This window comes from Reyranella sp. GW821-FHT14A01, from assembly GCF_058803965.1.
Genome location: NZ_JBXAPM010000002.1, coordinates 511,693 through 537,609, shown reverse-complemented (window position 1 = coordinate 537,609; position 25,917 = coordinate 511,693). Strand labels below are relative to the sequence as shown.

27 protein-coding genes are annotated in these 25,917 nt (G+C 66.8%); 20 read left to right on the top strand and 7 right to left on the bottom strand.

Annotated elements, in window-relative coordinates:
• Positions 1-6 precede the first annotated feature (6 nt).
• From AC1ROX_RS06365 to AC1ROX_RS06340, 6 genes are all read left to right on the top strand, one after another.
• A complete protein-coding gene (locus AC1ROX_RS06365; RefSeq protein WP_493123536.1) occupies positions 7-684 on the top strand; it encodes a carbonic anhydrase in 678 nt (225 codons plus the stop codon).
• A gap of 99 nt (positions 685-783) precedes the next feature.
• The gene (locus tag AC1ROX_RS06360; RefSeq protein WP_493123534.1) at positions 784-1,278 is read left to right on the top strand and encodes a DUF5132 domain-containing protein; all 495 of its coding nucleotides are present in this window, start codon (positions 784-786) and stop codon (positions 1,276-1,278) included.
• A gap of 40 nt (positions 1,279-1,318) precedes the next feature.
• Entirely contained in the window at positions 1,319-1,894 is a 576-nt protein-coding gene (locus AC1ROX_RS06355) for an HMA2 domain-containing protein (protein ID WP_493123532.1), read from the top strand.
• A 51-nt stretch (positions 1,895-1,945) separates the two neighbouring features.
• Complete coding sequence (locus AC1ROX_RS06350; protein WP_493123530.1) at positions 1,946-4,105, top strand: heavy metal translocating P-type ATPase; 2,160 nt, start codon at positions 1,946-1,948, stop codon at positions 4,103-4,105.
• Positions 4,102-4,923, top strand: coding sequence for an EcsC family protein (locus AC1ROX_RS06345; protein ID WP_493123528.1), 822 nt, complete (start codon positions 4,102-4,104; stop codon positions 4,921-4,923). The genes AC1ROX_RS06350 and AC1ROX_RS06345 overlap by 4 nt, the downstream gene beginning before the upstream one ends.
• A complete protein-coding gene (locus tag AC1ROX_RS06340) occupies positions 4,920-6,215 on the top strand; it encodes a DUF445 domain-containing protein (protein WP_493123526.1) in 1,296 nt (431 codons plus the stop codon). The genes AC1ROX_RS06345 and AC1ROX_RS06340 overlap by 4 nt, the downstream gene beginning before the upstream one ends.
• Here AC1ROX_RS06340 and AC1ROX_RS06335 read toward each other — a convergent pair.
• From AC1ROX_RS06335 to AC1ROX_RS06315, 5 genes are read right to left on the bottom strand one after another with little or no spacing between them, the layout of a single operon-like run.
• The gene (locus AC1ROX_RS06335) at positions 6,212-7,108 is read right to left on the bottom strand and encodes a DMT family transporter (RefSeq protein WP_493123524.1); all 897 of its coding nucleotides are present in this window, start codon (positions 7,106-7,108) and stop codon (positions 6,212-6,214) included. The two genes, AC1ROX_RS06340 and AC1ROX_RS06335, sit on opposite strands and share 4 nt — an antisense overlap.
• Positions 7,108-8,643 carry a class I adenylate-forming enzyme family protein gene (locus AC1ROX_RS06330; protein ID WP_493123522.1) on the bottom strand — a complete coding sequence of 512 codons (1,536 nt, stop codon included), beginning with the start codon at positions 8,641-8,643 and terminating at the stop codon, positions 7,108-7,110. Before AC1ROX_RS06330 ends, AC1ROX_RS06335 begins: the two co-directional genes overlap by 1 nt.
• 27 nt (positions 8,644-8,670) lie before the next feature.
• A complete protein-coding gene (locus AC1ROX_RS06325; protein WP_493123520.1) occupies positions 8,671-8,928 on the bottom strand; it encodes a type II toxin-antitoxin system Phd/YefM family antitoxin in 258 nt (85 codons plus the stop codon).
• A 38-nt stretch (positions 8,929-8,966) separates the two neighbouring features.
• Complete coding sequence (locus AC1ROX_RS06320) at positions 8,967-9,497, bottom strand: GNAT family N-acetyltransferase (RefSeq protein WP_493123518.1); 531 nt, start codon at positions 9,495-9,497, stop codon at positions 8,967-8,969.
• A gap of 42 nt (positions 9,498-9,539) precedes the next feature.
• Entirely contained in the window at positions 9,540-10,235 is a 696-nt protein-coding gene (locus tag AC1ROX_RS06315; protein ID WP_493123516.1) for a LolA family protein, read from the bottom strand.
• 65 nt (positions 10,236-10,300) lie between these two features.
• On the opposite strand from AC1ROX_RS06315, the gene AC1ROX_RS06310 reads away from it, so the two are divergent.
• The 3 genes from AC1ROX_RS06310 to AC1ROX_RS06300 all read left to right on the top strand — a co-directional run bounded on the left by AC1ROX_RS06310 (position 10,301) and on the right by AC1ROX_RS06300 (position 14,242).
• Positions 10,301-11,428 carry an LLM class flavin-dependent oxidoreductase gene (locus AC1ROX_RS06310; RefSeq protein ID WP_493123514.1) on the top strand — a complete coding sequence of 376 codons (1,128 nt, stop codon included), beginning with the start codon at positions 10,301-10,303 and terminating at the stop codon, positions 11,426-11,428.
• Between the two features lie 178 nt (positions 11,429-11,606).
• A complete protein-coding gene (locus AC1ROX_RS06305) occupies positions 11,607-13,286 on the top strand; it encodes an ABC transporter ATP-binding protein (RefSeq protein WP_493123512.1) in 1,680 nt (559 codons plus the stop codon).
• Complete coding sequence (locus AC1ROX_RS06300; RefSeq protein ID WP_493123510.1) at positions 13,283-14,242, top strand: hypothetical protein; 960 nt, start codon at positions 13,283-13,285, stop codon at positions 14,240-14,242. Before AC1ROX_RS06305 ends, AC1ROX_RS06300 begins: the two co-directional genes overlap by 4 nt.
• Here the strand turns inward: AC1ROX_RS06300 and AC1ROX_RS06295 are convergent.
• A complete protein-coding gene (locus AC1ROX_RS06295) occupies positions 14,161-15,150 on the bottom strand; it encodes a phytanoyl-CoA dioxygenase family protein (protein ID WP_493123508.1) in 990 nt (329 codons plus the stop codon). The genes AC1ROX_RS06300 and AC1ROX_RS06295 overlap by 82 nt on opposite strands.
• On the bottom strand, positions 15,150-15,938 hold the full coding sequence (locus tag AC1ROX_RS06290; protein WP_493123505.1) for a phytanoyl-CoA dioxygenase family protein: 789 nt from the start codon (positions 15,936-15,938) through the stop codon (positions 15,150-15,152). Before AC1ROX_RS06290 ends, AC1ROX_RS06295 begins: the two co-directional genes overlap by 1 nt.
• Positions 15,939-16,069: 131 nt before the next feature.
• Here AC1ROX_RS06290 and AC1ROX_RS06285 point away from each other — a divergent pair, with 131 nt between their 5' ends.
• The 11 genes from AC1ROX_RS06285 (at position 16,070) to AC1ROX_RS06235 (ending at position 25,874) form a co-directional block, all read left to right on the top strand.
• Positions 16,070-17,008, top strand: a complete 939-nt coding sequence (locus tag AC1ROX_RS06285; RefSeq protein ID WP_493123503.1) for an HPr kinase/phosphorylase — start codon at positions 16,070-16,072, stop codon at positions 17,006-17,008.
• The gene (locus AC1ROX_RS06280) at positions 17,005-17,433 is read left to right on the top strand and encodes a lasso peptide biosynthesis B2 protein (protein WP_493123501.1); all 429 of its coding nucleotides are present in this window, start codon (positions 17,005-17,007) and stop codon (positions 17,431-17,433) included. The genes AC1ROX_RS06285 and AC1ROX_RS06280 overlap by 4 nt, the downstream gene beginning before the upstream one ends.
• Positions 17,434-17,483: 50 nt before the next feature.
• Positions 17,484-19,166, top strand: coding sequence for an asparagine synthase-related protein (locus AC1ROX_RS06275; protein ID WP_493123499.1), 1,683 nt, complete (start codon positions 17,484-17,486; stop codon positions 19,164-19,166).
• 60 nt (positions 19,167-19,226) lie between these two features.
• Entirely contained in the window at positions 19,227-19,505 is a 279-nt protein-coding gene (locus AC1ROX_RS06270) for a PqqD family protein (RefSeq protein WP_493123497.1), read from the top strand.
• A 27-nt stretch (positions 19,506-19,532) separates the two neighbouring features.
• Positions 19,533-19,745 (top strand): lasso RiPP family leader peptide-containing protein, encoded by a 213-nt coding sequence (locus tag AC1ROX_RS06265; protein WP_493123495.1) that lies wholly within the window; start codon positions 19,533-19,535, stop codon positions 19,743-19,745.
• A gap of 48 nt (positions 19,746-19,793) precedes the next feature.
• A complete protein-coding gene (locus tag AC1ROX_RS06260; protein ID WP_493123493.1) occupies positions 19,794-20,930 on the top strand; it encodes a nucleotidyltransferase domain-containing protein in 1,137 nt (378 codons plus the stop codon).
• Between the two features lie 161 nt (positions 20,931-21,091).
• Complete coding sequence (locus tag AC1ROX_RS06255; protein ID WP_493123491.1) at positions 21,092-22,240, top strand: patatin-like phospholipase family protein; 1,149 nt, start codon at positions 21,092-21,094, stop codon at positions 22,238-22,240.
• A complete protein-coding gene (locus AC1ROX_RS06250) occupies positions 22,237-22,992 on the top strand; it encodes an acetoacetate decarboxylase (RefSeq protein WP_493123489.1) in 756 nt (251 codons plus the stop codon). The genes AC1ROX_RS06255 and AC1ROX_RS06250 overlap by 4 nt, the downstream gene beginning before the upstream one ends.
• A gap of 23 nt (positions 22,993-23,015) precedes the next feature.
• The gene (locus AC1ROX_RS06245; RefSeq protein WP_493123487.1) at positions 23,016-23,798 is read left to right on the top strand and encodes a 3-hydroxybutyrate dehydrogenase; all 783 of its coding nucleotides are present in this window, start codon (positions 23,016-23,018) and stop codon (positions 23,796-23,798) included.
• A gap of 146 nt (positions 23,799-23,944) precedes the next feature.
• Positions 23,945-24,904 carry an OmpA family protein gene (locus tag AC1ROX_RS06240; protein WP_493123485.1) on the top strand — a complete coding sequence of 320 codons (960 nt, stop codon included), beginning with the start codon at positions 23,945-23,947 and terminating at the stop codon, positions 24,902-24,904.
• Positions 24,905-25,010: 106 nt separating this feature from the next.
• Positions 25,011-25,874, top strand: a complete 864-nt coding sequence (locus tag AC1ROX_RS06235) for a TauD/TfdA dioxygenase family protein (protein WP_493123483.1) — start codon at positions 25,011-25,013, stop codon at positions 25,872-25,874.
• Positions 25,875-25,917 lie beyond the last annotated feature (43 nt).

The window sequence follows — 25,917 nt, the reverse complement described above, 5'->3', positions numbered from 1 at the left end:
GGCCACATGCCGCACCAGCCCGCCTTTCCGCCCCGGCTCGTCGAAGGGTATCGCTCCTTTCTCGAAGGCCGCATGCCGCTGGAGCGGGACCGGTTCCGGGAACTTGCCCGCCAGGGGCAGTCGCCCACCACCCTCGTCATCGGCTGCTGCGACTCGCGCGTTTCGCCCGAGGTGATCTTCGACGCCCATCCCGGCGAGCTCTTCGTGGTGCGCAACATCGCCAACCTGGTGCCGCCCCATGCGCCCGACACCCTCTGCCACGGGGTCTTTGCCGCCCTCGAATTCGCCGTCCTGGTCCTGCGCGTCGCGCACATCGTCGTGCTCGGCCACGCCCATTGCGGCGGCATCCGGGCCTATGCCGAGCAGGGACCGGCGCTGGCGCCGGGCGATGCCATCCATCGCTGGATGTCGATGATCCTGGACGCGGCCGCCCAGGCCGGGCCGCCGGACCAGGAGGGCTATTTGACGCGGCTCGAGCACACCTCGATCACCGGAAGCCTCGCGAACCTCATGACCTTCCCTTACATCGCGGAGGCGGTCGGCCGGGGCGATCTCGCCCTCCATGGCGCCTGGTTCGACATCGAGACGGGGCGCGTCCTGGTTCACACCGGCACCGACTATGTCGATGCCGATGAATTCGGAGTGCCCGGAATGGGGACCAAGGTAGCAGTTCCGTCACTTTAGCGTGATACCGAACGGTGAAGGACGCAGGCCTGACGGCCGGCGGAACTTGGGGGATGCCGCACGCGCCTTCCCGCGGGGGGCAATATTAAGGAGAGTAGGATGTTGAATTCGAACGCCAACGGAACGGCCCAGGCGGCCGCCACGACCGACACGGCCCCCTCGATGGGCGCGGCCGCCGACGGCGCCGCCACCGAGACCGTCTCCGCCGCGGCCGCCGACGATACGGCCGCCCCGAACGCGGAAGAGACCGTCGTGACGACGGCCGCCACGGTCGGCGCTGTGGTGGTTGGTGCGGCGCTGTTCGAGGTGGCGCTCATTCCGGGCATCGCGCTCGGCGTCGTGGCAATGCTGGCGCCCAAGTACGCCTCCAAGATCGTCCCGGCGGTCACGCCCGTGCTCCGTTCGTCGGTCCGCGGCATCTACAAGTTCGGCCAGAAGACCAACGAGATGGTGGCCGAGGCCAAGGAGCAGGTTCAGGACATCGTGGCCGAGGTGAAGGCCCAGGACGACGTGAAGGCCGATACCAAGGCGAAGCCTGCGCCGCAGCCCGCTCCCGCCGCTGCGGCAGCGCCGACGACACCGGTGGCCGCGTAAGCCGTAGCCCAGCGTCGGAATATCAGAAGAGAGCCCCACCGTGGCGGCCAAGCTCAAGATCGTTCATCAAGTCCCTGGCCGCATCCGGATGAAAATCCCGTCGGCCAAGGGCAATTCCGAGCAGCTCGAGACCTACAAGCAGGTCTTGAGCGCGATCCCCGGCGTGGAAAGCATCGAGGTCAATCCGGTGACGGGAAGCATCGTTCTCGTCTACGACCCCGACAAGCATTACGATTTCGGGTCCGGTTTCACGAGCCACATGAACCGGCACCAGCCCGAACCGCCTCGCCCGAGGCCGCCGACCAACGAAATCGACGCCGTCGCCACGAAGATCCAGCAGGAAGCCGAGTACCTGGCGGAGCATTCGCAGGCGGCTCGCATGGTCGTCGACTTCTGCAGCGAGACCAATCGTCAGATCAAGCTCGCCACCGGCAACGTGCTCGACCTCAAGATGCTGCTCGCCGTGGCGGTGGTCGGCGTGACGATCTTCGAGGTCGGTGCGGCGTCCGCCACGCCGGTCTGGGTGACGCTGGCGCTGTTCGGCCTGAACCACTTCATCGAGATGCAGCAGGAAGCGGCCGAGGAAGCAGCGGCCGCCGTACCGGTCAGGTCCTGACCGACCCGCGGCCCCCATCGGGGCCGCCCTCTGAGCGAAGGCAATATCCGGATGCAAGTCGCGATTCGCCATCACCTGCCTGGACGGGTGAGGCTCCATATTCCCGCATTGGCCCGCAAGCCCGCGGTGGCCGAGGCCGCAATGGCCTGGCTGCTGGCGCGCAACAAGGTCAAGACGGCGCGTTTCAACTACGACTGTGCCTGCCTGGTGCTGGAATACGATCCGGCCAGCGAGCAGGAGCTGCAGATGATGCTGGATCATCTGCGCCTCGGCGCGCTGGATGCGTGGCTGGCTTCGGACGCAGCGCTGCCGAACGGCGAGGCGCACGCCACCCAGTCCGACATCAAGAACTCCAACGCACCGCCGACCCGCTCGGAAGTCCCGGAGCTGCTCTCGGCCCAGTCGGCGTTGTTGCTGCCGACCGTGTCGCTGGGCCTCGCCTTCTCGTCGAATCCCATCATGGTGGCGATCAACATGCCGCTCATGCTGTGGAACGGCCTGCCGATCGCCCGCCGCGCCTGGCGGGTCATCCGAAACGAACGCCGGCTCAATGTCGATTTCCTCGACACGCTGGCCATCATCGCCTCGGTCGCCCAAGGCAACCCGCTGGCCGGATCGATCGTCACCTGGCTGATCAAGCTCGGCGACTGGATCCGCGACCTTACCGCCGCGGGTTCGCGGCGCGCCATCAGCGAGCTCCTGGAATTCCAGAACAAGGGCGCGTGGGTGAAGCGCGACGGACAGATCATCTCCGTTCCCGCGACCGAGCTCGTCGTCGACGACCTGGTGGTCGTCTACCCGGGAGAGATGATCCCGATCGACGGCGAGATCGTCGAGGGAACCGCCGCGATCGACCAGAAGACGATCACAGGCGAAAGCCTGCCGGTGAGCCGCGGCCATGGCGACACCGTCTTCGCGGCGACCGTGCTGCGCGAAGGCCAGATCACGGTGCGCGCGAACCGGGTCGGCACATCGACGACGGCCGGGCAGATCGCCCGCCTCGTCGAAGGCGCCCCGATGGGCGACACGCGCATGCAGAACCACGCCGAACTGCTGGCGGACCGCCTGGTGCTGCCGACCCTGGCCCTCGCCACCGGCACGGCAGCCCTCACCGCCGATTTCAATCGCTTCCTGTCGCTGGTCATCGTCGACTACGGCACGGGCATCCGCGTCGCGGCGCCGACATCGATCCTGTCGTCGATGACCCATGCCGCGCGCACCGGCATCATCATCAAGAGCGGCGGCCATATGGAGCGCCTGGCCAAGGTCGACACGATCGTGTTCGACAAGACCGGAACGCTGACGCAAGGCGTGCCTGCCGTGATGGACGTGCAGCCCTACACCGACCACATCACGCCCAACCACCTGCTGGGCCTCGCCGCGGCGGCCGAGACGCGCCTCAACCATCCGGTCGCCGAGGCGCTGCGCACGCGCGCCCGCGAACTCGCCGTCAACCTGCCGGAGTGCGAGGAGACGCAATATCGGGTCGGGCTGGGTGTTGAAGGTCAGGTCAACGGTTACTATCTCCATGTCGGTAGCGAACGGTTCATGCGGCAAAGCGGCATTTCGGTGGCCCGTGCCGCAAACGACCGCTCCGATCGCGACCAGGCCGGCCTCTCGAGCCTGTTCGTCGCAGTCGACGGCGAGCTCGCCGGGCTTGTTTCTTATGCCGACAAGATCCGGCCGGAGAGCCGCAAGGTCATCGAACGACTCCATCAAATGGGCATCCGCAACACCATCATGCTGACCGGCGACAATGGCGTGGTCGCGCGCGCCGTCAGCCGGCGCCTCGGCCTGACCGGCGAGTTCGCCGAGCTGATGCCGGCCGACAAGGCGGAAGCGGTCAAGGAGCTGCAGCGTGAGGGCAACATCGTCGCCATGATCGGCGACGGCATCAACGATTCGCCGGCGCTGAGCTTCGCCGACATCGGCATCGCCATGAAGCACGGCGCCGACATTGCCCATGAATCGGCCCATGTCGTGCTGATGGAAGATTCGCTGTGGAAGGTCGTCGAGGCGATCGACATCTCGCGCGATGCCGTGAGCCTGATCCGCCAGAACTACGCGATCGTCGCGGGCCTCAATACGCTGGCACTCGCGCTCGCCCTGCCGGGCGGTCTGGTCTCGCCCACCGTCACGGCTCTCATCAGCAATGGATCGGCCATCGCCGCCGCGCTCAACGGCATGAGACCGATGCTCCGCTATCAATGATGTCGGCGGGCCACGGGCTGCAGGAGATGGAGGCGCCGCATCGCGCTGCCCTCGCCGAGGCCGCGGATGCGCTCGAGAATCCCAATCTGGCGGCGCGCATCGCCGACTATGCCGGCGCGCCGGTGAACCGGGTGCTCGCGCTGCTGCCGCGGGCGGCCGACAAGGGCCTGGCGAAGGCGGCCGAGGTCGCCATGCTGCGCTGCCTGAAGACCGCGATCCGCACGCTCGACGAGAGCGGCCAGCGGCGGCCCGTTCCGTGGTTGTCCTCGATGGCGGCCGGCGTGACCGGCGGGGTCAGCGGCTTCGTGGGCATCGCCGCCCTGCCGGTCGAACTGCCCGTCACCGCGACGCTGATGTTGCGCGCCGTGGCGTCGATCGCCCGGCACAATGGCGAGGACCTGTCGCAGATCGAGGCCCGCATGGCCTGCCTGCAGGTTTTCGGGCTGGGCGGACGACGCCACGGTAGTACGCGCGGCGATGTCGGATATTTCGCCGCCCGCACCATGCTGTCGCGCATGTCGGGCAGCGCGGTCGCCGAAGCCGTGCAACGCGGCGCCCTGCAGCTCTCCACCCCCGCCGCCGGCACCTTGCTGACCGAGCTGGCGTCGCGCTTCAGCCTCGTGGTCTCCGATCGTATCGCCGCCAGCACGATTCCCGTGGTCGGCGCGGTCGGCGGCGCCACGATCAACGTCATCTTCATGAGTCACTTCCAGCGCATCGCCAAGGCGCATTTCACCGTGCGGCGGCTGGAGCGGCACTACGGCGAGGATGTGGTGCGCCGTCACTACACGACAATGGCCGTCGCGGGCCAACGATGAGCATCGACGGCACGGCGCCGCTGCTGCCGCACGGGCGTGCCGCCGACCTGACGGAGTTGGAGGCCAAGCTCGCCGCGCTGCGCCGCATGCGCGTCATCGCCACCTTGCTGCTGGTCGCGATGGCCTGCCTGTTCGTGGCCACCTCCTTCGGCAAGGTCCATTGGCCGTGGCTGGGCTACGTGCGAGCCTTCGCCGAGGCGGGCGTGGTCGGCGCCTGCGCCGACTGGTTCGCCGTGGTCGCGCTGTTCCGCCATCCGCTCGGCATCCCGATCCCGCACACGGCGATCGTGCCGCGCAACCAGAAGCGCATCGCCGGCGCCATGGGCCGCTTCGTCACCAACAACTTCCTGACGCCGCAGGTCCTGTCGCAGCGGCTGGCGAAGCTGGAGGCGGGACGCTGGGCAACCGACTGGCTCAGCCAGCCGGACAACGCCCGACGCGTCGCCCGAGGCGTGGCGCTCGCCGTCCCCGAGATCGTCCGGGCACTGCCCCGCGAGGACATCAGCGCCTTCCTGCGCGAGTCCGTGAAGCGCGGCCTGCTCGCCATGCCCGCGGCGCCGGTCGCCTCCCATCTGCTTGCCATCGGCTGGGCACACGGCCAGACGCAGGCCCTGATCGATCGCGGCCTCGACCTGCTCGAAGCCTCGCTGACCGGTCAGAAGGACATGATCCGCCGCAAGCTGGAGGCCGGATCCTCGCGATGGATCCCGAAATGGGTCGACGGCATGCTGGCCGACAAGGTCTTCGTGGCGCTGACGCAGACGCTGACCGAAATGCGCGATCCGGCGCATCCCTGGCGGCTGGAGCTGAAGGCCGCCGTCGAATCGCTCATCGAACGACTGCACAACGACCCCGCGCTGATCGCCGAGGTCGAGGCCGTGAAACAGAACGCGCTCGCCACGCCGATGTTCGAGGACCAGTTGAGCGCCCTGTGGTCGGAGATCGAAAATCGCCTGCCCGGCGATGCCGCCCTCTACTCGGAGAAGATCGCTTCCGTCACCGAGACCGCCGTGGCCGCGGCGGCGGGCTGGCTGCGCGACAATCCGGACGTCCAGCGTCGCCTCGATCGCTGGATGCGCTATCTGGTGCGGCGCGCGATCATTCCCCGGCGGGCCGAGATCGGTGCCTATGTCACGCAGGTCGTCGAAGCCTGGGACGCGACCACGCTGGTCGATCGCATGGAGCACCAGGTCGGCCGCGACCTCCAGTACATCCGCATCAACGGCACCCTGGTCGGCGGCCTGGTCGGCCTGATCATCTACTCGCTCTCCGGCTGGCTCCTGCCCGACTAGCCGGTATTCTTCCGGCGCTCGCGGGCGAGCTTGTGCTCGCGATGGGCGATGTAGAGGGCCGAGGCGATGACGATGGCGGCGCCGACATAGGTCCAGACGACCGGCATTTCGCTCCACACGAGCCAGCCCATGAACACCGCGAAGGGCAGGCGCATGTACTCGAACGGCGCGATGGCCGACATTTCGCCCGCCTTGAAGGCCTGCACCCAGAAATACTGGCCGATCGTGGCGGTGGAGGCGATGCCGATCGCCAGCATCCAGCCGAACAGGTCGGGCCAGCGCCAGACCCAGAGCGCCGGCGGCGCCAGCAGCAGGGTCGAGAAGATGGCGAACTGGGTCAGGATCATCAGCGGCGCTTCGGAATCGGAGAGGCGCTTCACCAGCAGGATCGAGATGGCGACGCAAGCGGCGTTGGCCAGCGCCACCAGCGCGCCGAGCTGCAGGCTGCCCGCGCCTGGGCGAACCATGACCAGCACGCCGGCGAAACCCACGGCGGTCGCGGTCCAGCGCCGCCAGCCGACCTTCTCCTTGGCGATGAGCGCGGCGACCAGGACGGAGAAGAGCGGCTGCGAGAAGGCGATGGCGGTGGCATCGGCCAGCGGCAGCATCGAGACGGCGTAGAAGCCCAGCACCATCGAGGTGGTGCCCATGAAGGTGCGCCAGAAGTGCCCCTTGATGCGCTGGCTGAGCCACGGCTTCACGCGCCCCGACAGTATGAACGGCAGCAGCATCACGACGGACAGAACGGCGCGGAAGAAGGCGGTCTGCACGCTCTCGACCTGCTCGGAGAGCAGGCGGATCATCACGCTGGTCGAGGTGAAGATGAAACCGCCGCTCACCAGCCACAGGGCGCCTTGCACGTTGGGCGGCAGGCGCCGCAGCCAATCCCGCATCAGATCTTCCGCTCGTGACCGGCCCAGTAGGGTTCGCGCAGGGTCTTCTTCAGCACCTTGCCGACGGGGCTGCGCGGCAGCGTGTCGACGAAGTCGACCGACTTCGGCGCCTTGACGCCACCGAGCTTCTCCTTGGCGAGCCGGATCAGCTCGTCGGCCTCGACCGACATGCCGGGCTTCAGCTCGACCACGGCCTTCACCGCCTCGCCCCACTTCTCGTCGGGGATGCCGATCACCGCGCAATCCTGCACCGCGGGATGGCTCCACAGGACCTGCTCGACCTCGCCGGGAAAGACGTTGAAGCCGCCGGAGATGATCATGTCCTTCTTGCGATCGACGATGTAGACGAAGCCGTCCTCGTCGATGACGCCAATGTCGCCGGTATGGTGCCAGCCGAAGGCCGAGGCCTCGGCCGTCGCCGCGACATTGTTGTAGTAGCCCTTCATCACGAGATTACCGCGCACGACGATTTCGCCGCGCTCGCCGCGCGGCAGCAACTTGCCGGAATCATCCATCACCTCGAGCCGCACCAGCGGCGAGACCTTGCCGCAGCTTGCCAGCCGGTGGCGGTTGTTGGTCTCGAGCGCAGCGACATGATCTTCCGGCGAGAAGAAGGTGCAGATCATGCAGGCCTCGGCCTGGCCGTAGGTCTGGGTCAGAACCGGGCCGAACACTTTTACCGCCTCGACCAGCTTGTCGACCGACATCGGTGCCGACGCATAGACCAGATGCTGCAGCGAGCTGTAGTCGTACTTGCCCACGTCGGGATGGGCGAGAAGCATGTAGATGAGCGTCGGCGGCATGTAGACATGCGTCACCTTGTGCTTCTCGATCGCGGCCAGGATGCCGCCGGGATCGGCCGTGCCCATGAAGATGTTGGTGCCGCCGAAGGCCAGCAGCGGGAAGGAGCAGACGCCGGCGGCATGCGTCATCGGCGCCACCATCAGATGGACCGGCGGCGACGTCACCGGCATGCAGGCCCAGAAGATCGAGTTCATCGTCTCGATGTTGCCGTTGGTGATCTGCACGCCCTTGGGCCGCCCCGTGGTGCCGCCCGAACTGGCGAGGAAGGCCACGTCGTCCGGTGCGTCCGGCAGGTCTGGCGCCAGTTCCTTCTGCGCCGCAAGCCACTCAGCGAAGGACGGCGTGTCGATGCAGATGAAGCCGGTGATGCGCGGGCAGGCCTCGCGGATGCGCGCGAGATAGTTCTCGAAGCTCGAATGGTAAAACAGCACCTCAACGTCGGTGTTGTTCAGGATGTAGAGATTCTCCTCCAGCGCATTGCGCGCATTGACCGGCGCCCAGGTGATGCCGGCACGCACGATGCCCAGCAGGCAGGCATAGGCCGCGGCATGGTTGGGACTGTAGACAGCCGCCTTCGAGCCGCGCCCGAGCCCCATCGCCAGAAGCCCGTTGGCGACGCGATGCGTCTGCCCCCGCACCTCGCGGTAGGTCCAGCCCCGCGTCCCGTCATGCAGGCAATGCCGCTCGGGATAGAGATCGGCCCCGCGGTCGAAATAGTCGATCAGACGCATGTCATGCCGCCTCGTGTTTTTGCGGGGTCAATCGAAGCGCGGGATCGCGCGTCGTCGACGCCGCCCGTTCGGCAGAATCTTTAGGTCGCCTCGCGCCTCGTCGGACAGAAGGAGATCCTTGAGCGTCCGCACGGGCGCACCGTGCAGGCGCCGCCATTCCTCGATGGGCACAAGGACCGCCGCCTCGCTGCCGTGCTTGGTGACGAATTGGGGACCGTGCTTCAGGTAATCTTCGAGCATTTCGCTGAATCGCGCCTTGGCGTCCTGCACAGGCCACGTCTTCATGGCGCCTCCTGACAGTCCCAATAGTCAGCCTCGCTGTTTCAGGCAACGGGCAGCGTCGTGTCGCCCTCGCCCAGCGGACGCTCCATCAGGACGCTGTCGAGCCAGCGGCCGAACTTGAAGCCGACGCTCTTCAGGGTGCCGACCATCACGAAGCCGCAGGAAGCGTGGAGGTTGATCGAGGCGACGTGCGCGGAATCGCCGATGACGGCGATCATCTGGCGGCGGCCGTCGCGGGCGCAGAGGTCGATCAGCGGCACCAGCAGCGCCTTGCCGACGCCCTGGCCGACCGCATCCTTGTCGATGTAGATCGAGTTCTCGACGGTGAAGCGGTAGGCCGGACGCGTGCGATAAAGGCCGGCATAGGCGTAGCCCAGCAGGCGGCCGTTCTTCTCGGCCACGATATAGGGCAGGCCGAGATCGAGCACGGCGGCGCGGCGCTTTCGCATCTCCGCCACATCCGGCGGATCGACCTCGAAGGAGGCCGTGCCGTGCAGCACGTGATGTCCGTAGATTTCCGCGCAGCGCGCCACGTCGGCCTCGGTCGAGGCCCTCACCGTCAGTCCACTCACGTCTTCAAGTCCCCACGCCGGTTTCAGGTGGAGACTATAAACTTATCTGGTGCCGCGCCGAACAATGCTGGCATCCGGGCCGTCATACTTGAACAGCGCAGGCGCGAGCTGCAGGCCGGTCTGCAGGCCGTTCAGCGCAACGTCGACCCGCTGGCCGCGATTGTCGATGATCGACCAGCCGCGCAGCACCATCGGGTTCTCGGAGAGGCGCACGATCACTTTGCCTTCGCCCGGCTTCTTGGTCTGGCTCATGGTGAGCTGCAGCATGCCGTCGGCGCGCTCGACCTTCTCCACGGTGAGGTCGCCGCCCTGCAGCACCATCGGCTCGCGCACCAGGAACGAGGCGGCGGTCCAGCCGATCGGCCATTGGCCGAAGTCGCGGTTGGGGATGTCCCACATCGTCACCTGGCTGCCGTCGGCCACGATCTTGAGCTGCGAGGGCGGATCGTATTCGAAGCGCATGCGGCCGGGCCGGCTCACCGAGAGCGTGCCCTGCACCACCGTACCGCCCGGGTTCGACTGGACGAAGCGGGCCTGCATCGTGCGGATGCCGTTGAAGTAGCGCTCGACCTCCGCAACTTGCGGATTCGAAGCCTGTGCCTGGGCTTGCGCCTGTTGTGCGGAGGTCTGGGCTTGAGCGTGGGCAGTGCCGAGCGAAAGCAGAGCAACTGAGGAGAGAGCGGCGAGCAGGGTGCGCATGCGGCGGATATGACGGTCGAATACGGCGGAATCAAGCATCGGCAGGCACTTCCCAATCATGTGAACGGCTGTTTACCATGCGGCAACCAGCAGGAGGTAACGCCATGCATGTCGGAATGGCTGCAGTCTTCCAGAACACCGGCCGCGCACTGAGCGATCGCCAGATCTACTTGAACGAGCTGGCACTGGCCGACATGGCCGAGCCGCTGGGCTTCGATTCGATCTGGTCGGTCGAGCACCATTTCACCGACTACACGATGTGTCCCGACGTGGTGCAGTTCCTGTCCTACATGGCCGGTCGCACCCGGCATGTAAGGCTGGGCTCGATGGTCGTGGTGCTGCCGTGGCACGACCCGATGCGGGTCGCCGAGCAGATCTCCATGCTCGACCATCTCTCGGGCGGCCGCATGATCCTGGGTCTCGGCCGCGGCGCCGGAAAGGTCGAGTTCGATGGCTTCCGCCTCGACATGGGCGACAGCCGCGAACTGTTCGTCGAATACGGCGAGGCGCTGCTGAAGGGCCTCGAGACAGGCGTGATGGAATACCAGGGCAAGCATTACCGGCAACCGCCGGTCGAGATCCGTCCCGCCCCGTTCAAGAGCTTCCGCGGCCGCACCTATGCCGCCGCCGTCTCGCCGGAGAGCGCGCGCATCATGGCGCGGCTCGGCGTCGGCCTGCTGATCATCCCGCAGAAGCCGTGGCGCGAGGTCGAGAAGGAGCTGACCGAGTACAATACGCTTTACCGCGAGATCAACGGCACCGATGCGCCGCAGCCGATCTCGGCCGGCTGGACCTTCGTCGACCAGAGCGCGGAGCGGGCGCGCGAGATGGCGGTGAAGTATATCGGCGGCTACTACCGCACGGTGCTCGACCACTACCAGTTCGCCGGCGCCCACATGAAGAACCAGCGCGGCTACGAGTACTACGCCAAGATGAACGAGAAGCTCGCGGTCTACGGCGACCAGAAGGCGATCGAGTTCTTCGCCGACCTGCAGGTCTACGGCACGCCCGAGCAGGTCCACGAGAAGATCATGGCGATCCACAAGAAGACGAATAACTGCGGCTATGTCGGCGTCTTCTCCTATGCCGGCATGCCGCACGAGGAAGCGGCGCGGAACATGCGCATGTTCGCGAAGACAGTGATGCCCGAACTGAAGACGTTCGACGCCGGCGCACCGGTCGACCGCTCGCAGCCTTTGCCCGACCTGCGCTTCGCCGCCGCTGCGGAGTAGAAGGCCTCCTGCTACGCTGTGGCCATGGATGTGATCGGGGTCAATCTCTTCCCCATTCAAATGGGGAAGTGCCCCGTCATACGGGGCGATGGGGTCATGGGCGTCGCGAAGCTTATGACCCCTCCGTCGGCGACTACGCCGACACCTCCCCATTTGAATGGGGAGGAAGCCGACTCAAATGCTGGATGATCTTCGGGCGGCCTGGCGCCTGCGCAGCGGACAGGCCGGCGCCGGACGGCTGGCCTTCCTGACCTTGCTGATCGTGCTCGCGGGGGCCACGGACGGGCTGGGCCTCGCGCTGCTCGTGCCGCTGCTGAATTCGCTGGGCGCCACCGATGCCGGTCCCCAGGGCGGCCTGTTCGCTTTCCTGCCGAAGAGCTTGCCCGGCCTGCTGCTGGTGTTCCTCGGCATCGTGCTGGTCCGCGCCCTGGTCTCGCGCACGCGGCAACTGGCGACGGCCCGCCTCTCCTTCGATTTCGCCGTGGCGTTGCGGGTCAGGACCTACGCCGCCATTGCCCACGCGTCATGGCCGTACCTTCAGCGCCAGCGGGCCGCCGACTTCCAGGCACTGTTCTCGACCGAGATCGAGCGGGTCGAGCACGCGACCCATCTGCTGCTCGAAGTGCCGGCGCGCCTGTCGATCCTGTTGGCGCATTTCGTCGTCGCCTTCGCCATCGCGCCGGGCTTCACCGCGCTCGCCATCGCCTTCGGCGCGGCGCTGATCTGGCTGATGCGGCACAAGCTCGCCGCGAGCCGACGCCTCGGCGAAGCCGCGTCGCACGCCAACCTGCGCCTCAGCCGCGAGATCACCGAGTTCCTGCAGGCACTGAAGCTCACCAAGGCCTATGGCGCGGAGACCCAGCACGTGCAGGCCTTCGCCGATGCCGCCCGCAGCGCCGAGGGCGCAGATCTCGCGGCGAACCGCCTGCAGGCCGACACGCGCTTCCTGCTCGACTGCCTGGTCGCCGTCGCGCTGGCGGGCTTCCTGTGGGCGGCGGCGAGCTGGGCCGGGCTGCCGCTCGCTGACCTGCTGGTGCTGATCCTGGTCTTCCAACGGCTGCTGCCGATGCTGCAGAGCGTGCAGGAACTCGGCCAGCAATTCGTCCATGCATCGCCGGCCTACAAAGTCGTCGCCGGCGCGGTCGAAGCCTGCGAGGGGGCGGCCGATGCGCCGGGCACAGCCACGCGGGAGCCTGTCGTCTTCGAGCGCGAGATCCGGCTGGAGGATGTTCGCTTCGGCTATGGGGGCCAGCCGGAGATCCTGCGCGGCGTTGACTTGTCGCTGCCGGCCGGCTCGCTCACCGTGCTGTCGGGCGTGTCCGGCGCCGGCAAGAGCACGATCCTCGACCTGCTGGGCGGTCTGCTCACGCCGCAATCGGGACGCATCCTGATCGACGGGCGCGTGCTCACGCCGCAGATCGCGGCGGCGTGGCGGCGCTCGGTCGGTACGATGGCGCAGGAGGCTTTCCTCTTCCACGCCTCGATCCGCGCCAATCTCGCCTGGGCTCGATCCGACGCCACCGACGCCACGATGCGGGACGCGTTGCGACTCGCAGGCCTCGCCGACTTCGTCGCCGCGCTGCCGCAGGGTCTTGATACGATCGTCGGCGACCGCGGCGCCAGCCTGTCAGGCGGCGAGCGGCAGAGGCTGGCGCTGGCGCGCCTGCTGTTGCGCGCACCGCGGCTGATCCTGCTCGACGAGCCGGCCAGTGCGCTCGATGCCGGCAACGAGGAGCGCATCCTCGAGACCATCGCCGGATTGAAGGGACGCGCGACGATCCTGCTCGTCACCCATCGCCCCGCCGCCATCGCCGCGGCCGACCGTCACGTCGTGCTGGTCGAAGGCAGGCTGGTGTGAACAAGGCCGCGCTCCGGTTGCTGGCCGGCGGATCGCTGGGCTACGCGCGCAGCCTCGCCAAGAACGCCGTGAAAAGAGCGCTCGGCCGCACGCCCTCTTTCACCGCCGACGACAGGCTGTTCCGGCAGTATGTGCGGCAGCTCGTCGGGCGCGGGAAGATCGACAGGATCACCTGCATCCCCTCGACGCGCGAAGGCGTCGGCTCGCAGGCGCTGATGACGATGGGGGCCATCGCGTTCGCGCGCGCCCAGGGCCTCACCTATGTTCACACGCCCTTCACCGAGGTCCATCACGCCGACCGCCCGATGCGTGACTGGGCGGCAGCCTGTGAAGCACAGTTCAATCTCGGTGCGGGCGAGGCGACCGACACGCGCGAGGCCATCAACTTCGCCTTCACCTTCCCAATGCTGCGCGGCCTGTTCGGGGTCGCGGACGAAGACGCTCCCTTCGACGAAGCATTCGTTCGCGATCTCAGGCGCAAATACTATCTGGACAAGGCGCCGCGCACGAACGCACCGCCCAGCGTCTGCATCCATGTGCGGCGGCGCAATCCGAACGACTTCCATTCGCAGGATGCGACCGACATGGCCTGCCTGGCGCGGGTGGTCGTGCAACTCCGTGCGATCCTCCGCGAGCTTGGCATCGATCACACGCTGCGCCTCTTCTCCCAGGGCGTTCCGGCCGACTTCTCTAGGCTCGACGTCCCCGACAGCCAGTTGTTCCTCGACGCCGATCCGCTGTGGAGCATGCGCGAGATGATCGAGGCCGATCTCCTGGTCACGACACGGGGGACGTTCGGCCATGTCACCGGCCTGCTGTGCGACGGCATCGTGCTGGCCGACGGGATGTTCCCGTCGCAGCGGGGCTGGCTGACCTACGATGCCGGCGGCGCGTTCGACACAGAAGCGCTGGCGTCCGACGTCTCGGCAAAGATGCGCTCGGCCAGCGGCAGGTAGCGCATCAGCAATGGCTCGAACTTGGTGTATTCGCGCAGCGCCTTCACGATGGCGAACAGGCGCAATCTGAACGGCGGCAGCGGCACGCGCGGGTCGATCAGCGGGCTTCCGAATTTCGACGCGCTGGCACCCCGCCTGCGAAACTCGAGCGCCAGGCTGAGGCGGGGCTCGGCGCCGCCGGCATTGGCGCCGCCCCAGTGGAGGATGTCGCCGCGCCAGCCGATCATCGCGCCGGCATCGACCGGCAGGGCAATCACGTCCTGCAGCGCGGCGCGAACGACACGCGGCGGCAGCGGCCTGTCGGTGTCGACGGCCTCGGAGATGTCGCGCGAGAAGCCGGCGGGCAGCAGGAACATGCAGCCATTCTCGACGGTGGCGTCCGACAGGGGAATCCACGCCGAGAGGAACGTATCGCCGCCGGTGCGGTAATCGTCGTGCGGGCTCCAGCCGGCCACGCCCCGCTCGCCCGAAACCCAGTGCGCCCAGACGACCGTGTTCTGGAAATATCCCTCGCCGACCGCGGCCTCGATGAAGGATGCGACCTCGGGCGACCGCGCGATGGTCCAGAACTCGTCGAAGACGAAGGCAAAGGCGACCGGCCAGCCATCGGCACGAACCGCCTCGACGATGCGCCGCATCGTGGCGATGCGCGCCGGGTCAAACACGTGCTGCAGCCTGAAGTAACCGTCCTTGTCGAGGCGGCGCTTCTCGCGTGCGGCATCGGCGTCGGAAATACGCGCCGGGCCCGCATCGCCCTCCTCTCCGATGGAGGCGAAGGGCGCGAGGCTGCGCCAGCGGTCGATGTCGTAGGCTTCCCGGATGCGCCGCTCGGTATCCTCGGGCGACAACTCGGACTGCTTCAGCAGCATTTCGAAAGCAGAGGCGAGCTGCTGCGGAGAGGCGCGCATCAGGCGGCGGGACGCACGTGGGCAAATAGTTTGCGCAGGTCCTCCGGCACGCTGCCGAGGAAGCCTGGCTCGAAGACGAGGCGCTGCAGCGTCTCCTTCCGGAAGTTGACCGGATCCTGGTACCAGCGCCGCGCGTAGGTGGCATAGACCATCGGCCGCACATGACCGGACCGGTTGGCCATCCCGCTGTGATAGGTGCGGAAGTCCCACATCACGCCGGAGCCGAGCGGAATGGTCGGCCGCTCCGGCTCGGCCCCTTCATGGTCGCCCCGCCGGTGGCTGCCCGGCCACAGCGCCGTGGTGCCCGACATCTCGTTCATCTCGACCAAGGGGAGAGCGAAGGTCATGGCATAGGCCGGCAGCAGGCGTGAGATCTCCGAGTTGAACAGGATCGGGCCGTCGTGATGGATGTGCTGTTCCTCGGCGCCGCTCAGCGAGAGGATCGCGCCGAAGGCCTCTATTATCGCCTCGTCGTCGAGGATGGTGCGCATCAGGGCGATCACGTAGGGATTGGCAAAGACCTGCGCCGCGCCCAGGCTGCCGGAGAAATGCAGCGGGATCATGAACCGCCGGCCGCCGACCTCCAGCGAACCGGCGGTTTCCTTGTCCCTGATCTGGTCTTCATAGCGGTCGACGAACTCCGCATGCAGCGCGCGGATCGTGTCGGCGGGAACGATATTGTCGAGGATGACATAGCCTTCGCGCGTGAATCCGTCGAAGGCGGCCTCGATCTCCTTCGACTGGGCGAGCCCCTCGGTCGGAACCCCGGAAAAATCGATTCGGATCATGCGCGTCGTCTAACTCCAGCACGACCGCTGCGGTATCGTGTCGGGCTAAGCTGTCGCATCAATCGAGGAAGTCAAGGCATTCTGCTATGAGCATGCAAGCTGTCCGTCCCGGGCCGCCGGCAGGAGTGCCCGTGAACCGCCATCGTTATCTCGTCTACGGTCTCGTGATCGAGAGCGAGCTGCCGCTGACGTCGGTGCACGAAGCGGCGGGCAGCGACGGCGCCGCCGACATCAGGCTGCTCGCCGGATCGGCGGATTATTTCCAGTCGATCGCTCCCGGCGGCGCCCGCGATCCCGACGACTGGATCGAGCATGTCGTGCTGGATGACGGCAGCGTCTACATGAAGTCGAGCGAGGTCTTCGAAGCCACGATTTCCGCGGACGGCCGAACGGCGATCTGCCGGATGCTGGGCGACGTGGAGCAGCGGGCCTTCGAGGCCAACCTCCTGAACTTCATCGTCAGCGCCTCGCTCACCTTGCAGGGCGAGGAGACGCTTCATGCGACGGTGCTCGAGATGGACGGCCGCGCCGTCGGACTGCTGGGCCCCAGCGGCGCGGGCAAGTCGACGCTCGCCGCTTACCTGATCAGCCGCGGCGCCGACCTGGTCACCGACGACATGCTGCGCGTGCGGTTCGCGGACGATGCGATCCTGGCCTATCCCGGCCCCTATCGCCTGAAGCTGCTCGACCAGCCGGCCACGAGCTTCCTGCCCGATGCCGTGGCCGACGGACATTTCAACGCGTTGAGCGGCAAGATCATGGTCCGGCCGCGCCAGGAGGTGCGCCGCCCTCGCGCGCCGTCGCCGCTCGCCGCCCTGTTCCATCTCGGCGAACAGGATGACGAGATCGTGGAGATTTCGAGCATCCGACTGAACGGGCTGGACCTCGCGAAGACCCTGATGTCCTCGGCCATGGACACGCGGTACGCCGCAAGTAACCGCCTGCAGCGCCAGATCCGCTTCGTCGCACGCGTGGCCGAGCTGCTGCCGGTCCATGCGCTGCGCTATCCGCGCACCGTCGAGGCGCTGGACGGCGTCGCCCACGAAATCCGCCGGACCATCGGACCATGAAACGCCTGGGAGCCTTCTTCACCTTGCCAGGAAGCGACCGCCTGTTGCTGGTGAAGGCGGCCGCAACGCTGGTGATCGTACGCGGCGCCTTGCACCTCGTGTCGATCGAGCGGCTTCGCGCCTGGACCGGTGAGGTCCGCAAAGGCAGCGGCTCGGCCGACCGCATCATCTGGTCGGTTCGCGCCGCCGCCCGGCGCGTGCCCGGCACCACCTGCCTCAGTTCGGCGCTGGCGCTCCAGCGCCTCCTGTCCTCGGCCGGCCATTCCTCGCAGGTTCACATTGGCGTCGCGGGCGGCACCACGGACTTCATGGCGCATGCCTGGCTCGTTCACGATGGCGTCGTGGTCATTGGCGAGGAAGAGCATGAGCGCTACACCCGGCTCACCGCCTGGGACGCGCGCGAGACGTTGGGCACGCAAGGCTAGTGTTCGCCGCACTCCTCAGTATCGGAAAAGAACCGATCGATGCGCGACCCTTGCCATCCGGCTTCGAGGTCATCGGCCGGACTCGACGAACGGCCTTCAATGCCGGACCGGACAGCACATCTGCTTCGCTGGCCGGACGCTACTGGATCGCCGGCCGCTTCCGCCTCGATGCACGCGACGAGCTTCGTGCGCGGCTCGGCGCCTCCGCCGAGACCGCGACGGACGCGATGCTTTGCCTTCTTGCCTATGCGAAGTGGGGCGAAGGCTTCACCGAGTTTCTCGCCGGCGACTTCGCCTTCGTCCTGTGGGACGACGAAGCGCAGTGCCTGCTCGGCTTGCGTGATCAATTGGGTGTGCACACGCTCTTCCATTCGAGAACCGCGGATGCGTGGCTCATTGGCGACTCCCTCGACTGGCTGGCCAAACAGGTGCCGACCAGCGCTGCGCTCGACGAATACTGGATCGCCGACTTCCTCGTGCTCGGCGTGTCGCGCGAGTTCGAGCGCACGGTGTATCGCGACATCAAGAGACTCGCGCCGGCGCACCTGCTGAAACTCGGCGAGAATGGTCTCTCGCTGCGCCGCTACTGGCGGCTCGACATTGCCGAGCCGATCCATCTTCGCAGTGCCGGCGCCTATCACGAGCGCTTTCGCGAGATGTTGTCGCGTGCCGTCGCGGATCGTCTGCCTGCCGGCCGGGTCGGCATCGCGATGAGCGGAGGCCTCGATTCGACGACGCTGGCCGCGACCGCCGTCGACGTCACCGGCGATCCGTCGCGGGTCTTCGCGGAATGCGAGCACTATGAGAGGCTGATGCATATCGGCGAGGATCGCTACGCCACGCTCGCGGCGCGGCATCTCGGGATCGAGCTGCGCATCCGGCCTGCCGACGACATCGCCTACGACCCGCAGTGGCGGACGCGCGAGATGCGGACCGGCGAACCCATGGTCGCGCTGGTCAACGCGCACCCCATGCAGCAGGTCGCGCGCGAGATGGCGGCCGTCGCTCCCGTCTGGCTGGACGGGGAAGGGCCGGACAATGCGCTCACCCTCGAACGCGACGCCTATCTCGGATGGCTCCGCCGCCGCCGCTCGTGGCGCCGGCTGGCGCAGGCCCTGATCGGATACATCACGGCCAAGGGGCTCACCGGCTGGGTACAGACGATCGGCCGCCATACCGGGCTGCAGGGCGAGGCCGAGCTCGAGCCGGTCGACCTTCTGCCGGCCTGGCTGCGCCGCGACTTTGCCGACCGGCTGAAACTCTCCGAGCGACAGGAGACTCTCGGCCTGGGAGGGGACCCCTCGCACCCTTGGCATCCGGCCGCGTTCGCTTCGTTCACCAGCCCGATCTGGCAAGGCTACTTCGACCTGCGTGCCTTTCAAGGATCGCTCGGCGGTTTCGAATGGCGTTACCCGTATCTCGACCTTCGGCTCCTGGAATTCATGCTGTCGGTCCCGCCCGTCCCCTGGGGCTGGAAGAAGCGGCTGGTGCGCGAGGCGATGCGCGGCCGGCTGCCCGCGGAGGTCCTGGCGCGCAAGAAGACTCCGCTCGACTGCTATCCGGAGGTGGCGGCCCTGCGCGAACTCGGCCTGCCGGTGCTGCCGGCCTCCCCCGCCGTCGCCCGCTACGTGAATCCGCAATTGCTGCCGGACCGGGCCGCGTCGGACCCCGATCTCGCGACCTCGCTCAACGTCCATGCGCTCGACCACTGGCTCGCGCGGAAACGTGCCTGATGCGGCAAGATTGAATGTTATTGCATTTGCTAGGCAATTAATCTGTTGCTAGGTTTGCGCATGAACGGGTCTTCCCCCCTCTACAAGAAGTCGGCACGGCAGGTTTCCTGCAAGATTAACGACGAGGTCGCGATCCTGGACCTGGAGCGGGCGATCTATTTCGGCATCCAGGGCGTCGGCGTTCATATCTGGGATTCGCTCGAACAGCCCCGCTCGGTGGACGATCTTTGCGCTTCGGTGATGGCCGAATTCGAGGTATCGGAAGCCGCTTGCCAGGAGGATGTCATGCAAATACTGGGAAGCCTCGAGGCCGAGGGCCTCGTCGAAGCGATCCGGTAGCCTCGTTAGGGTGTGAAAGGCTGATCCATGGCGGACAAGATGCAGACGGGCGAAGAGGCCTCGGAGCTTTCGCTTCCCGCAGGCAAGAAGCCCTATGAGCGGCCCGTCCTCACCAAACTGGGCGCTCTGCGCGACGTGACACTGACCCAGTGGAGTTCCAAGGGCAGGCGCGACGGCTGGAAGAGCCGTAACACCGGCCGTGGCGGCATGAATGGCCTGTCCCGGGATTCCGTTTCCTGAGTTGCCTTCCTCGACGGCGTGAGCGCCGGCGTCGAGGCGAGTGCCGAGGTGACACCTGAATTCCAGTTCCTCTGTCTCGCCGCGGGTCCGCAGCCCGATCTGACGCGCCTGCGGGAAATGCTCCGCAAGGGCATCGATCTCCAGGCGCTCATGCGCCTCGCCGCCGATCACGGCGTTCGCCCCGCCCTCCTCGAGTGCCTCGGCGATCTCTCCTGGGAATCGATACCGGAGAGCGCAAAGGCCGAGTTCGAGCGCTTTCGCCAGCATCATCTCCTGAAAGCCCTGACCCTGGCGGGTGAGCTTCACCGGCTGGCGGCTTCCCTGTCCGACCGATCGATCCCCTTCATAGCCTTCAAGGGCCCGACCCTGGCCCTCGCCCTCTACGGCGGCCTCGCCGGGCGGGAATACAACGACGTCGATGTGATCGTGCCGGGTCCACAGGTCGACGATGCCGAGCGCGCGATCGGGTCGATGGGCTACGCCAGCCCCCAGGGCGACCGGCAGTTCCGGCGGACCTTCCTGGCGCCCCAGCAGCAATATGCCTTCACCCGGGCCGAGGACGGCGCCGCCATCGACCTGCATTGGGATTTCAGCGGCACGCATGTGCCATTCCCTCTGGCGCCGGGAGAGATCTGGGACGATCCGCCGCTTCTGTCGGTCGGCGGGCACGACGTGCCCGTGCTCTCGGCCCCGAAACTTGCCTTGCTGCTGGCCGGGCACGGCACCAAGGAAAACTGGGCCATGCTGAAATGGGTGAGCGATTTTGCGCGCATGGTCGACCGGCATCGCGACCTCGACTGGGCTTCCCTGCAGGGGCGCGCAGGGACACGGGGCTGCGGCGATGCCGTCCTGCTGGCCTGTGCGATGGCGCACGAACTGATGAATGTCGCCGTTCCCCCGGCGCTCGCGCCCCGCCTTGCCAGCAGCGACCGCGTCCGCGGACTCGCGGCCGCGCTGGTCGGCACCATGCGCCGGGGCCTGCCGCCGCCGTCACAGGTCGAGCACTTTGCAGACCTTCTCCTGTGCGACCGGCGGATCGATCGGATCGCGGGAGCCCTGAAACTCGCCTTCACCCCGACGGCCGGCGACTACGAGGCGATGAAGCTCCCCCCCGCCCTCTGGAGCCTCTACTATGCATGCCGGCCGTGCCGGCTTGCCTTCAGGGCGGCGACCGGCCGCACCTGACCTCGGCAGGCCTTGCCTGTCATGCAGGCATAATGGGCGGCCGCTAAGGGTTCGGTCCGGAAATTGCGGAAACGCGGTTGCCGCCGTCCGAAGGGCGCGCCAGAACGTATCGCCGCACCGAGGTGGCCCAAAGAGGAGACCGCGCGATCACTACACAGTCCGTGCCCCGGCCCCGCCCTCCCTTCGAACGCATCGCGCTCCTGCTGCAGGGCGGCGGCGCCCTCGGCTCCTACCAGGCCGGCGTCTACCAGGCGCTGTCCGAGTGCGATCTCCATCCCGACTGGGTGGCCGGCATTTCGATCGGCGCCATCAACTCCTCGCTGATCGCCGGCAATCCGCCGGAGCAGCGGGTCGAGAAGTTGCGCACCTTCTGGGAGACCGTGACCCGGCCACCGCTGGGTGGTCCCCTCTTCACGGGCTACGACTTCCACAGCGACCTCGAGCACCAGTTCGTGAACCAGATGCGCTCTGTCGCGACGATGATGTGGGGTGCGCCGGAATTCTTCCAGCCGCGCTTTCCGCCGCCGATCTTCATGCCCGCCGGCCATCCGGGAAACCTCGCCTACTACGATGTCGGCCCCCTCAAGACGCTGCTCGAACGGCTGGTCGACTTCGATCGCATCAACGCGAAGGAAATCCGCTTCAGCGTCGGCGCCACCAACGTCAGGACCGGCAACTTCATCTATTTCGACAACGCCACCCACACGATCGGGCCGCAGCATGTGATGGCCAGTGGTTCGCTGCCGCCGGGCTTCCCGGCGGCCGAAGTCGACGGCGAGTTCTACTGGGACGGCGGCATCGTCTCGAACACGCCGCTGCAGTGGGTGCTCGACGCCTTTCCGCGCGCCGACACGCTCGCCTTCCAGATCGACCTGTGGAGCGCGCGCGGCGAGCTGCCGCGCGACATGGTCGAGGTCGACACGCGCATGAAGGACATCCGCTACTCCAGCCGCACCCGCGCCGGCACCGACCAGTTCCGTCAGATGCAGTCGCTGCGCCGCGCCACGGCCAAGATCCTGGCCGGCCTGCCGCCGGAGCTGCGCCAGACGCCGGAGGCCGAGCTGCTGGCGCAAGCGGCCGACAGCAAGGTCTACAACATCATCCACACGATCTATCGCGCGCAGAAATACGAGGGCTCGTCGAAGGACTACGAGTTCTCGCGCCGCACGATGGAGGAGCATTGGGAGTCCGGATACTCCGACATGAAGCGCACGCTGGAGCATCCCGAAGTCTTGCAGCGTCCGACCAATCCGGACGGTGTGTTCACGTTCGACCTCGCCCTGCAGGGCCGCAAGGAGACCGACAGATGAAGATCGACGACGTCCGCAAGAACGCCTTCGCGATGCCGCTCAACAACCCGAGCTATCCGAAGCCGCCGTACAAGTTCTACAACCGCGAATTCGTCGTCATCACCTACCGCACCGATCCCGAGCTGCTGCGCGCGGTGGTGCCGGAGCCGCTCGAGGTGGTGGGCGACACGGTGAACTACGAATTCATCCGCATGCCCGATTCCACGGGCTTCGGCGACTACACCGAGACCGGACAGGTCATCCCGGTGCGCTTCAAGGACAAGGACGGGCAGGTGCAGGAAGGCGGCTACGTGCACGCCATGTACCTCGACGACAACTCGCCGATCGCCGGCGGCCGCGAGATCTGGGGTTTCCCCAAGAAGCTCGCCACGCCGAAGATCAAGCACGAGAGCGAGACGCTGGTCTGCACGCTGCACTACGGCTCGGTGCTCTGCGTCAACGCCACCATGGGCTACAAGCATCGCGAGATCGACCATGCGCCGCTGGTCAAGGCGCTCGCGAAGCCCGCCTTCATGATCAAGATCGTGCCGCACGTCGACTGCACGCCGCGCATCTGCGAGCTGGTGCGCTACTACTGCGAGGACGTCACCGTGAAGGGCGCCTGGACCGGCCCGGCGGCGCTGCAGCTTTTCGATCACGCCATGTGCGACGTCTCGCGCCTGCCGGTGCGCGAAGTCGTCTCGGCCAGCCACTACGTCACCGACCTGACCCTGGGTCTCGGTGAAGTCGTATTCGACTATCTCGCGAAGTAACCAGGCAGAGAGAAGGAAAAACCATGTCGCGTTTCACAGGAAGAATTGCCATCGTCACCGGTGCTGCTTCGGGCATCGGCAAGGAAATCGCGCTGCGTCTGGCCGCCGAGGGCGGCACGCCGGTCATCGCCGACCTCAATCTCGACGCCGCCACGGCGACCGCGAACGAGATCAAGGCCAAGGGTGGCGATGCCTTCGCCGTCGCCATGAACGTGACCGACGAGGCGCAGGTCGAGAAGGGCATCGCCGACACCATCGCCAAGTACGGCAAGATCGACATCCTGGTGAGCAACGCCGGCATCCAGATCGTGAAGCCGCTGGTCGACTTCCCCTTCGCCGACTGGAAGAAGCTGCTGTCGATCCATCTCGACGGCGCCTTCCTCACGACCAAGGCCTGCCTGAAGCACATGTACGCCGCCAAGTACGGCCGCGTGATCTTCATGGGCTCGGTGCATTCCAAGGAAGCCTCCAAGCTCAAGGCGCCCTACGTCACCGCCAAGCACGGGCTGATCGGCCTCAGCAAGGTGCTGGCCAAGGAAGGCGCGGAATTCAACGTCGCGTCGAACGTCGTGTGCCCGGGCTTCGTGCGCACGCCGCTGGTCGAGAAGCAGATCCCCGAACAGGCCGCCGAGCTGAAGATCACCGAGGAAGAGGTGATCAAGAACGTCATGCTGAAGGACACGATCGACGGTCAATTCACGACGACTGACGACGTGGCCGACGCGGTCCTCTTCTACGCCGCGGCCAAGACCACGGTGCATAGCGGCCAGTCCGCCGTGGTCAGCCACGGCTGGTTCATGCAGTAGACCTGCCGAGAAACTGTTGCCCCGCGGCCACGGTCGCGGGGCCAATACCCTTCAGGTTCCCTGAAAAAGGCAACTAACCCAGGCAACCCTCCGTTGGTTCGACGCATCCCGAGTCTGGATGTGTCACCCAATGAGGGAACCTGAAAATGAAGAAGGCACTTCTCGCCGCCGCGGCGCTCATGGTCGCACCGATGGCTGCCAATGCGCAGTCCATGTGGTCTCCCGGCCCGTCGAACCCCGGCCTCTACATCGGCGGCGAAGGCGGCCTGAACTGGCTGCTGAACAACAACAACTACAATATGGACCTCGGCTACGCGGTCGGCGGCTTCGTCGGCTACGACTTCGTCGGTCCCAGGGTCGAGCTGGAAGGCGTGTTCCGTTCCAACAACGGTCGCGGCACCGCCAACTTCGGCAACGTCTTCAGCAATACCAACGGCCGCATCGAGCAGCTCGCCATCATGGCCAACCTGCTCTACGACTTCTTCCCGGGTGCGACCATCACGCCGTATGTCGGCGCCGGCGCCGGCATTGCCTTCGCCGACTCCTCGATCAACGGCTGCTCGCTCTGCAGCACGCAGTTCGCCTACCAGGGCATCATCGGCCTCGGTTGGAACATCGACCAGAACTTCCGCGTGAACCTCGACGGCCGTTACTATGGCACGACGAATCCGGGCGCGTACCAGAACAACAACATCACCACGATGTTGAGCGTCGCCTACAAGTTCGGCGGCCCCGCCGCGGCTCCGCCGCCGCCGCCGGCCGCCGCGCCGGTCACCCCGCCGTCGTTCATGGTGTTCTTCGACTGGGATCGCTCGAACCTGAGCGACCAGGCGCTGACCACGATCCGCCAGGCCGCCAGCGCCTATAAGCAGAAGGGCAATGCCCGCATCACCGCGACCGGCCATACCGATACGTCGGGCTCGGAGAGCTACAACATGGCGCTGTCGCTGCGTCGCGCCAACGCCGTCAAGGACGCGCTGGTCCGCGAGGGCGTGCCGGCGACCAACATCGCCGTCATCGGCCGCGGCGAGCAGGGCCTGCTGGTGCAGACCGGCGACAATGTCCGCGAGCCTCAGAACCGCCGCGTCGAGATCGTGGTGCAGTAAGATCAGGCTTCACGTCTACAAAAACGAAGGAACGGCCGGGCATTGCCCGGCCGTTCTCTTTTGGCGTGGGCGCGCTACACTGGCGAAAACGATCAGGAGGATTCGCATGGCACGTGCCTTCGACATCACCCCGCTCGACGCCACGTTCGGCGCCGTCGTCACCGGCGTGAAGCTTGTCGATCTCGACGACGCCGGGTGGCGCGACCTGCACGCCGCCTGGCTCGACTACGCGCTGCTCGTCTTTCCCGACCAGCATCTCAAGCGCGCCGAGCAGATCGCCTTCGCCAAGCGCTTCGGTCCGCTCGAATTCGAGATGGCCGCGATCAGCAACGTCCGCTCCGACGGCACGCTTCGCGTCGAGAAGGACAATGACGACGTCATGAAGATCCTGAAGGGCAACATGGGCTGGCATGCCGACAGCACCTACATGCCGGTCCAGGCCAAGGGCGCGGTGTTCAGCGCCGAGGTCGTTCCGACCGTCGGCGGCCAGACCGGCTTTGCCGACATGCGCGCCGCCTACGACGCGCTCGACGACGAACGCAAGGCACGCGTCGAGACGCTGCAGGCCCATCACTCGCTGCACTACAGCCAGTCGAGGCTCGGCCACGAGACGAAGATGGCCGATGGCGAATACAGCGGCTACGGGCTGCACGACGGGCCGGTGCCGCTGCGTCCGCTGGTGAAGACGCATCCCGAGACCGGCCGCAAGTCGCTGCTGATCGGCCGCCACGCCCACGCCATTCCGGGACTGGAGCCGGCCGAGTCCGAGCGCTTCCTGCAGGAGCTGATCGACTTCGCCTGCCAGCGCCCGCGCACCTACCATCACGACTGGGCCGCGGGCGACGCGGTCCTGTGGGACAATCGCTGCCTGCTGCACCAGGCGACGCCCTGGGACATGACCCAGAAGCGCATCATGTGGCACAGCCGCATCGCCGGCGACCCGGCCAGCGAGACGGCGCTGGCCGCGTAGCGTTCAGTGGAGCGCGCAACTCCAGTTGCGCTCATGTCTTAGC

Bases quoted from the DNA above. Each gene is read 5' to 3' on its own strand.
- AC1ROX_RS06330 (WP_493123522.1), bottom strand. From the start codon at position 8,643: ATGCGTCTGATCGACTATTTCGACCGCGGGGCCGATCTCTATCCCGAG.
- AC1ROX_RS06290 (WP_493123505.1), bottom strand. From the start codon at position 15,938: ATGATCCGAATCGATTTTTCCGGGGTTCCGACCGAGGGGCTCGCCCAG.
- AC1ROX_RS06345 (WP_493123528.1), top strand. From the start codon at position 4,102: ATGATGTCGGCGGGCCACGGGCTGCAGGAGATGGAGGCGCCGCATCGC.
- AC1ROX_RS06305 (WP_493123512.1), top strand. From the start codon at position 11,607: ATGCTGGATGATCTTCGGGCGGCCTGGCGCCTGCGCAGCGGACAGGCC.
- AC1ROX_RS06310 (WP_493123514.1), top strand. From the start codon at position 10,301: ATGCATGTCGGAATGGCTGCAGTCTTCCAGAACACCGGCCGCGCACTG.
- AC1ROX_RS06335 (WP_493123524.1), bottom strand. From the start codon at position 7,108: ATGCGGGATTGGCTGCGGCGCCTGCCGCCCAACGTGCAAGGCGCCCTG.
- AC1ROX_RS06245 (WP_493123487.1), top strand. From the start codon at position 23,016: ATGTCGCGTTTCACAGGAAGAATTGCCATCGTCACCGGTGCTGCTTCG.
- AC1ROX_RS06340 (WP_493123526.1), top strand. From the start codon at position 4,920: ATGAGCATCGACGGCACGGCGCCGCTGCTGCCGCACGGGCGTGCCGCC.
- AC1ROX_RS06280 (WP_493123501.1), top strand. From the start codon at position 17,005: ATGAAACGCCTGGGAGCCTTCTTCACCTTGCCAGGAAGCGACCGCCTG.
- AC1ROX_RS06265 (WP_493123495.1), top strand. From the start codon at position 19,533: ATGGCGGACAAGATGCAGACGGGCGAAGAGGCCTCGGAGCTTTCGCTT.
- AC1ROX_RS06315 (WP_493123516.1), bottom strand. From the start codon at position 10,235: ATGCTTGATTCCGCCGTATTCGACCGTCATATCCGCCGCATGCGCACC.
- AC1ROX_RS06250 (WP_493123489.1), top strand. From the start codon at position 22,237: ATGAAGATCGACGACGTCCGCAAGAACGCCTTCGCGATGCCGCTCAAC.
- AC1ROX_RS06325 (WP_493123520.1), bottom strand. From the start codon at position 8,928: ATGAAGACGTGGCCTGTGCAGGACGCCAAGGCGCGATTCAGCGAAATG.
- AC1ROX_RS06350 (WP_493123530.1), top strand. From the start codon at position 1,946: ATGCAAGTCGCGATTCGCCATCACCTGCCTGGACGGGTGAGGCTCCAT.
- AC1ROX_RS06365 (WP_493123536.1), top strand. From the start codon at position 7: ATGCCGCACCAGCCCGCCTTTCCGCCCCGGCTCGTCGAAGGGTATCGC.
- AC1ROX_RS06235 (WP_493123483.1), top strand. From the start codon at position 25,011: ATGGCACGTGCCTTCGACATCACCCCGCTCGACGCCACGTTCGGCGCC.
- AC1ROX_RS06360 (WP_493123534.1), top strand. From the start codon at position 784: ATGTTGAATTCGAACGCCAACGGAACGGCCCAGGCGGCCGCCACGACC.
- AC1ROX_RS06240 (WP_493123485.1), top strand. From the start codon at position 23,945: ATGAAGAAGGCACTTCTCGCCGCCGCGGCGCTCATGGTCGCACCGATG.
- AC1ROX_RS06295 (WP_493123508.1), bottom strand. From the start codon at position 15,150: ATGCGCGCCTCTCCGCAGCAGCTCGCCTCTGCTTTCGAAATGCTGCTG.
- AC1ROX_RS06270 (WP_493123497.1), top strand. From the start codon at position 19,227: ATGAACGGGTCTTCCCCCCTCTACAAGAAGTCGGCACGGCAGGTTTCC.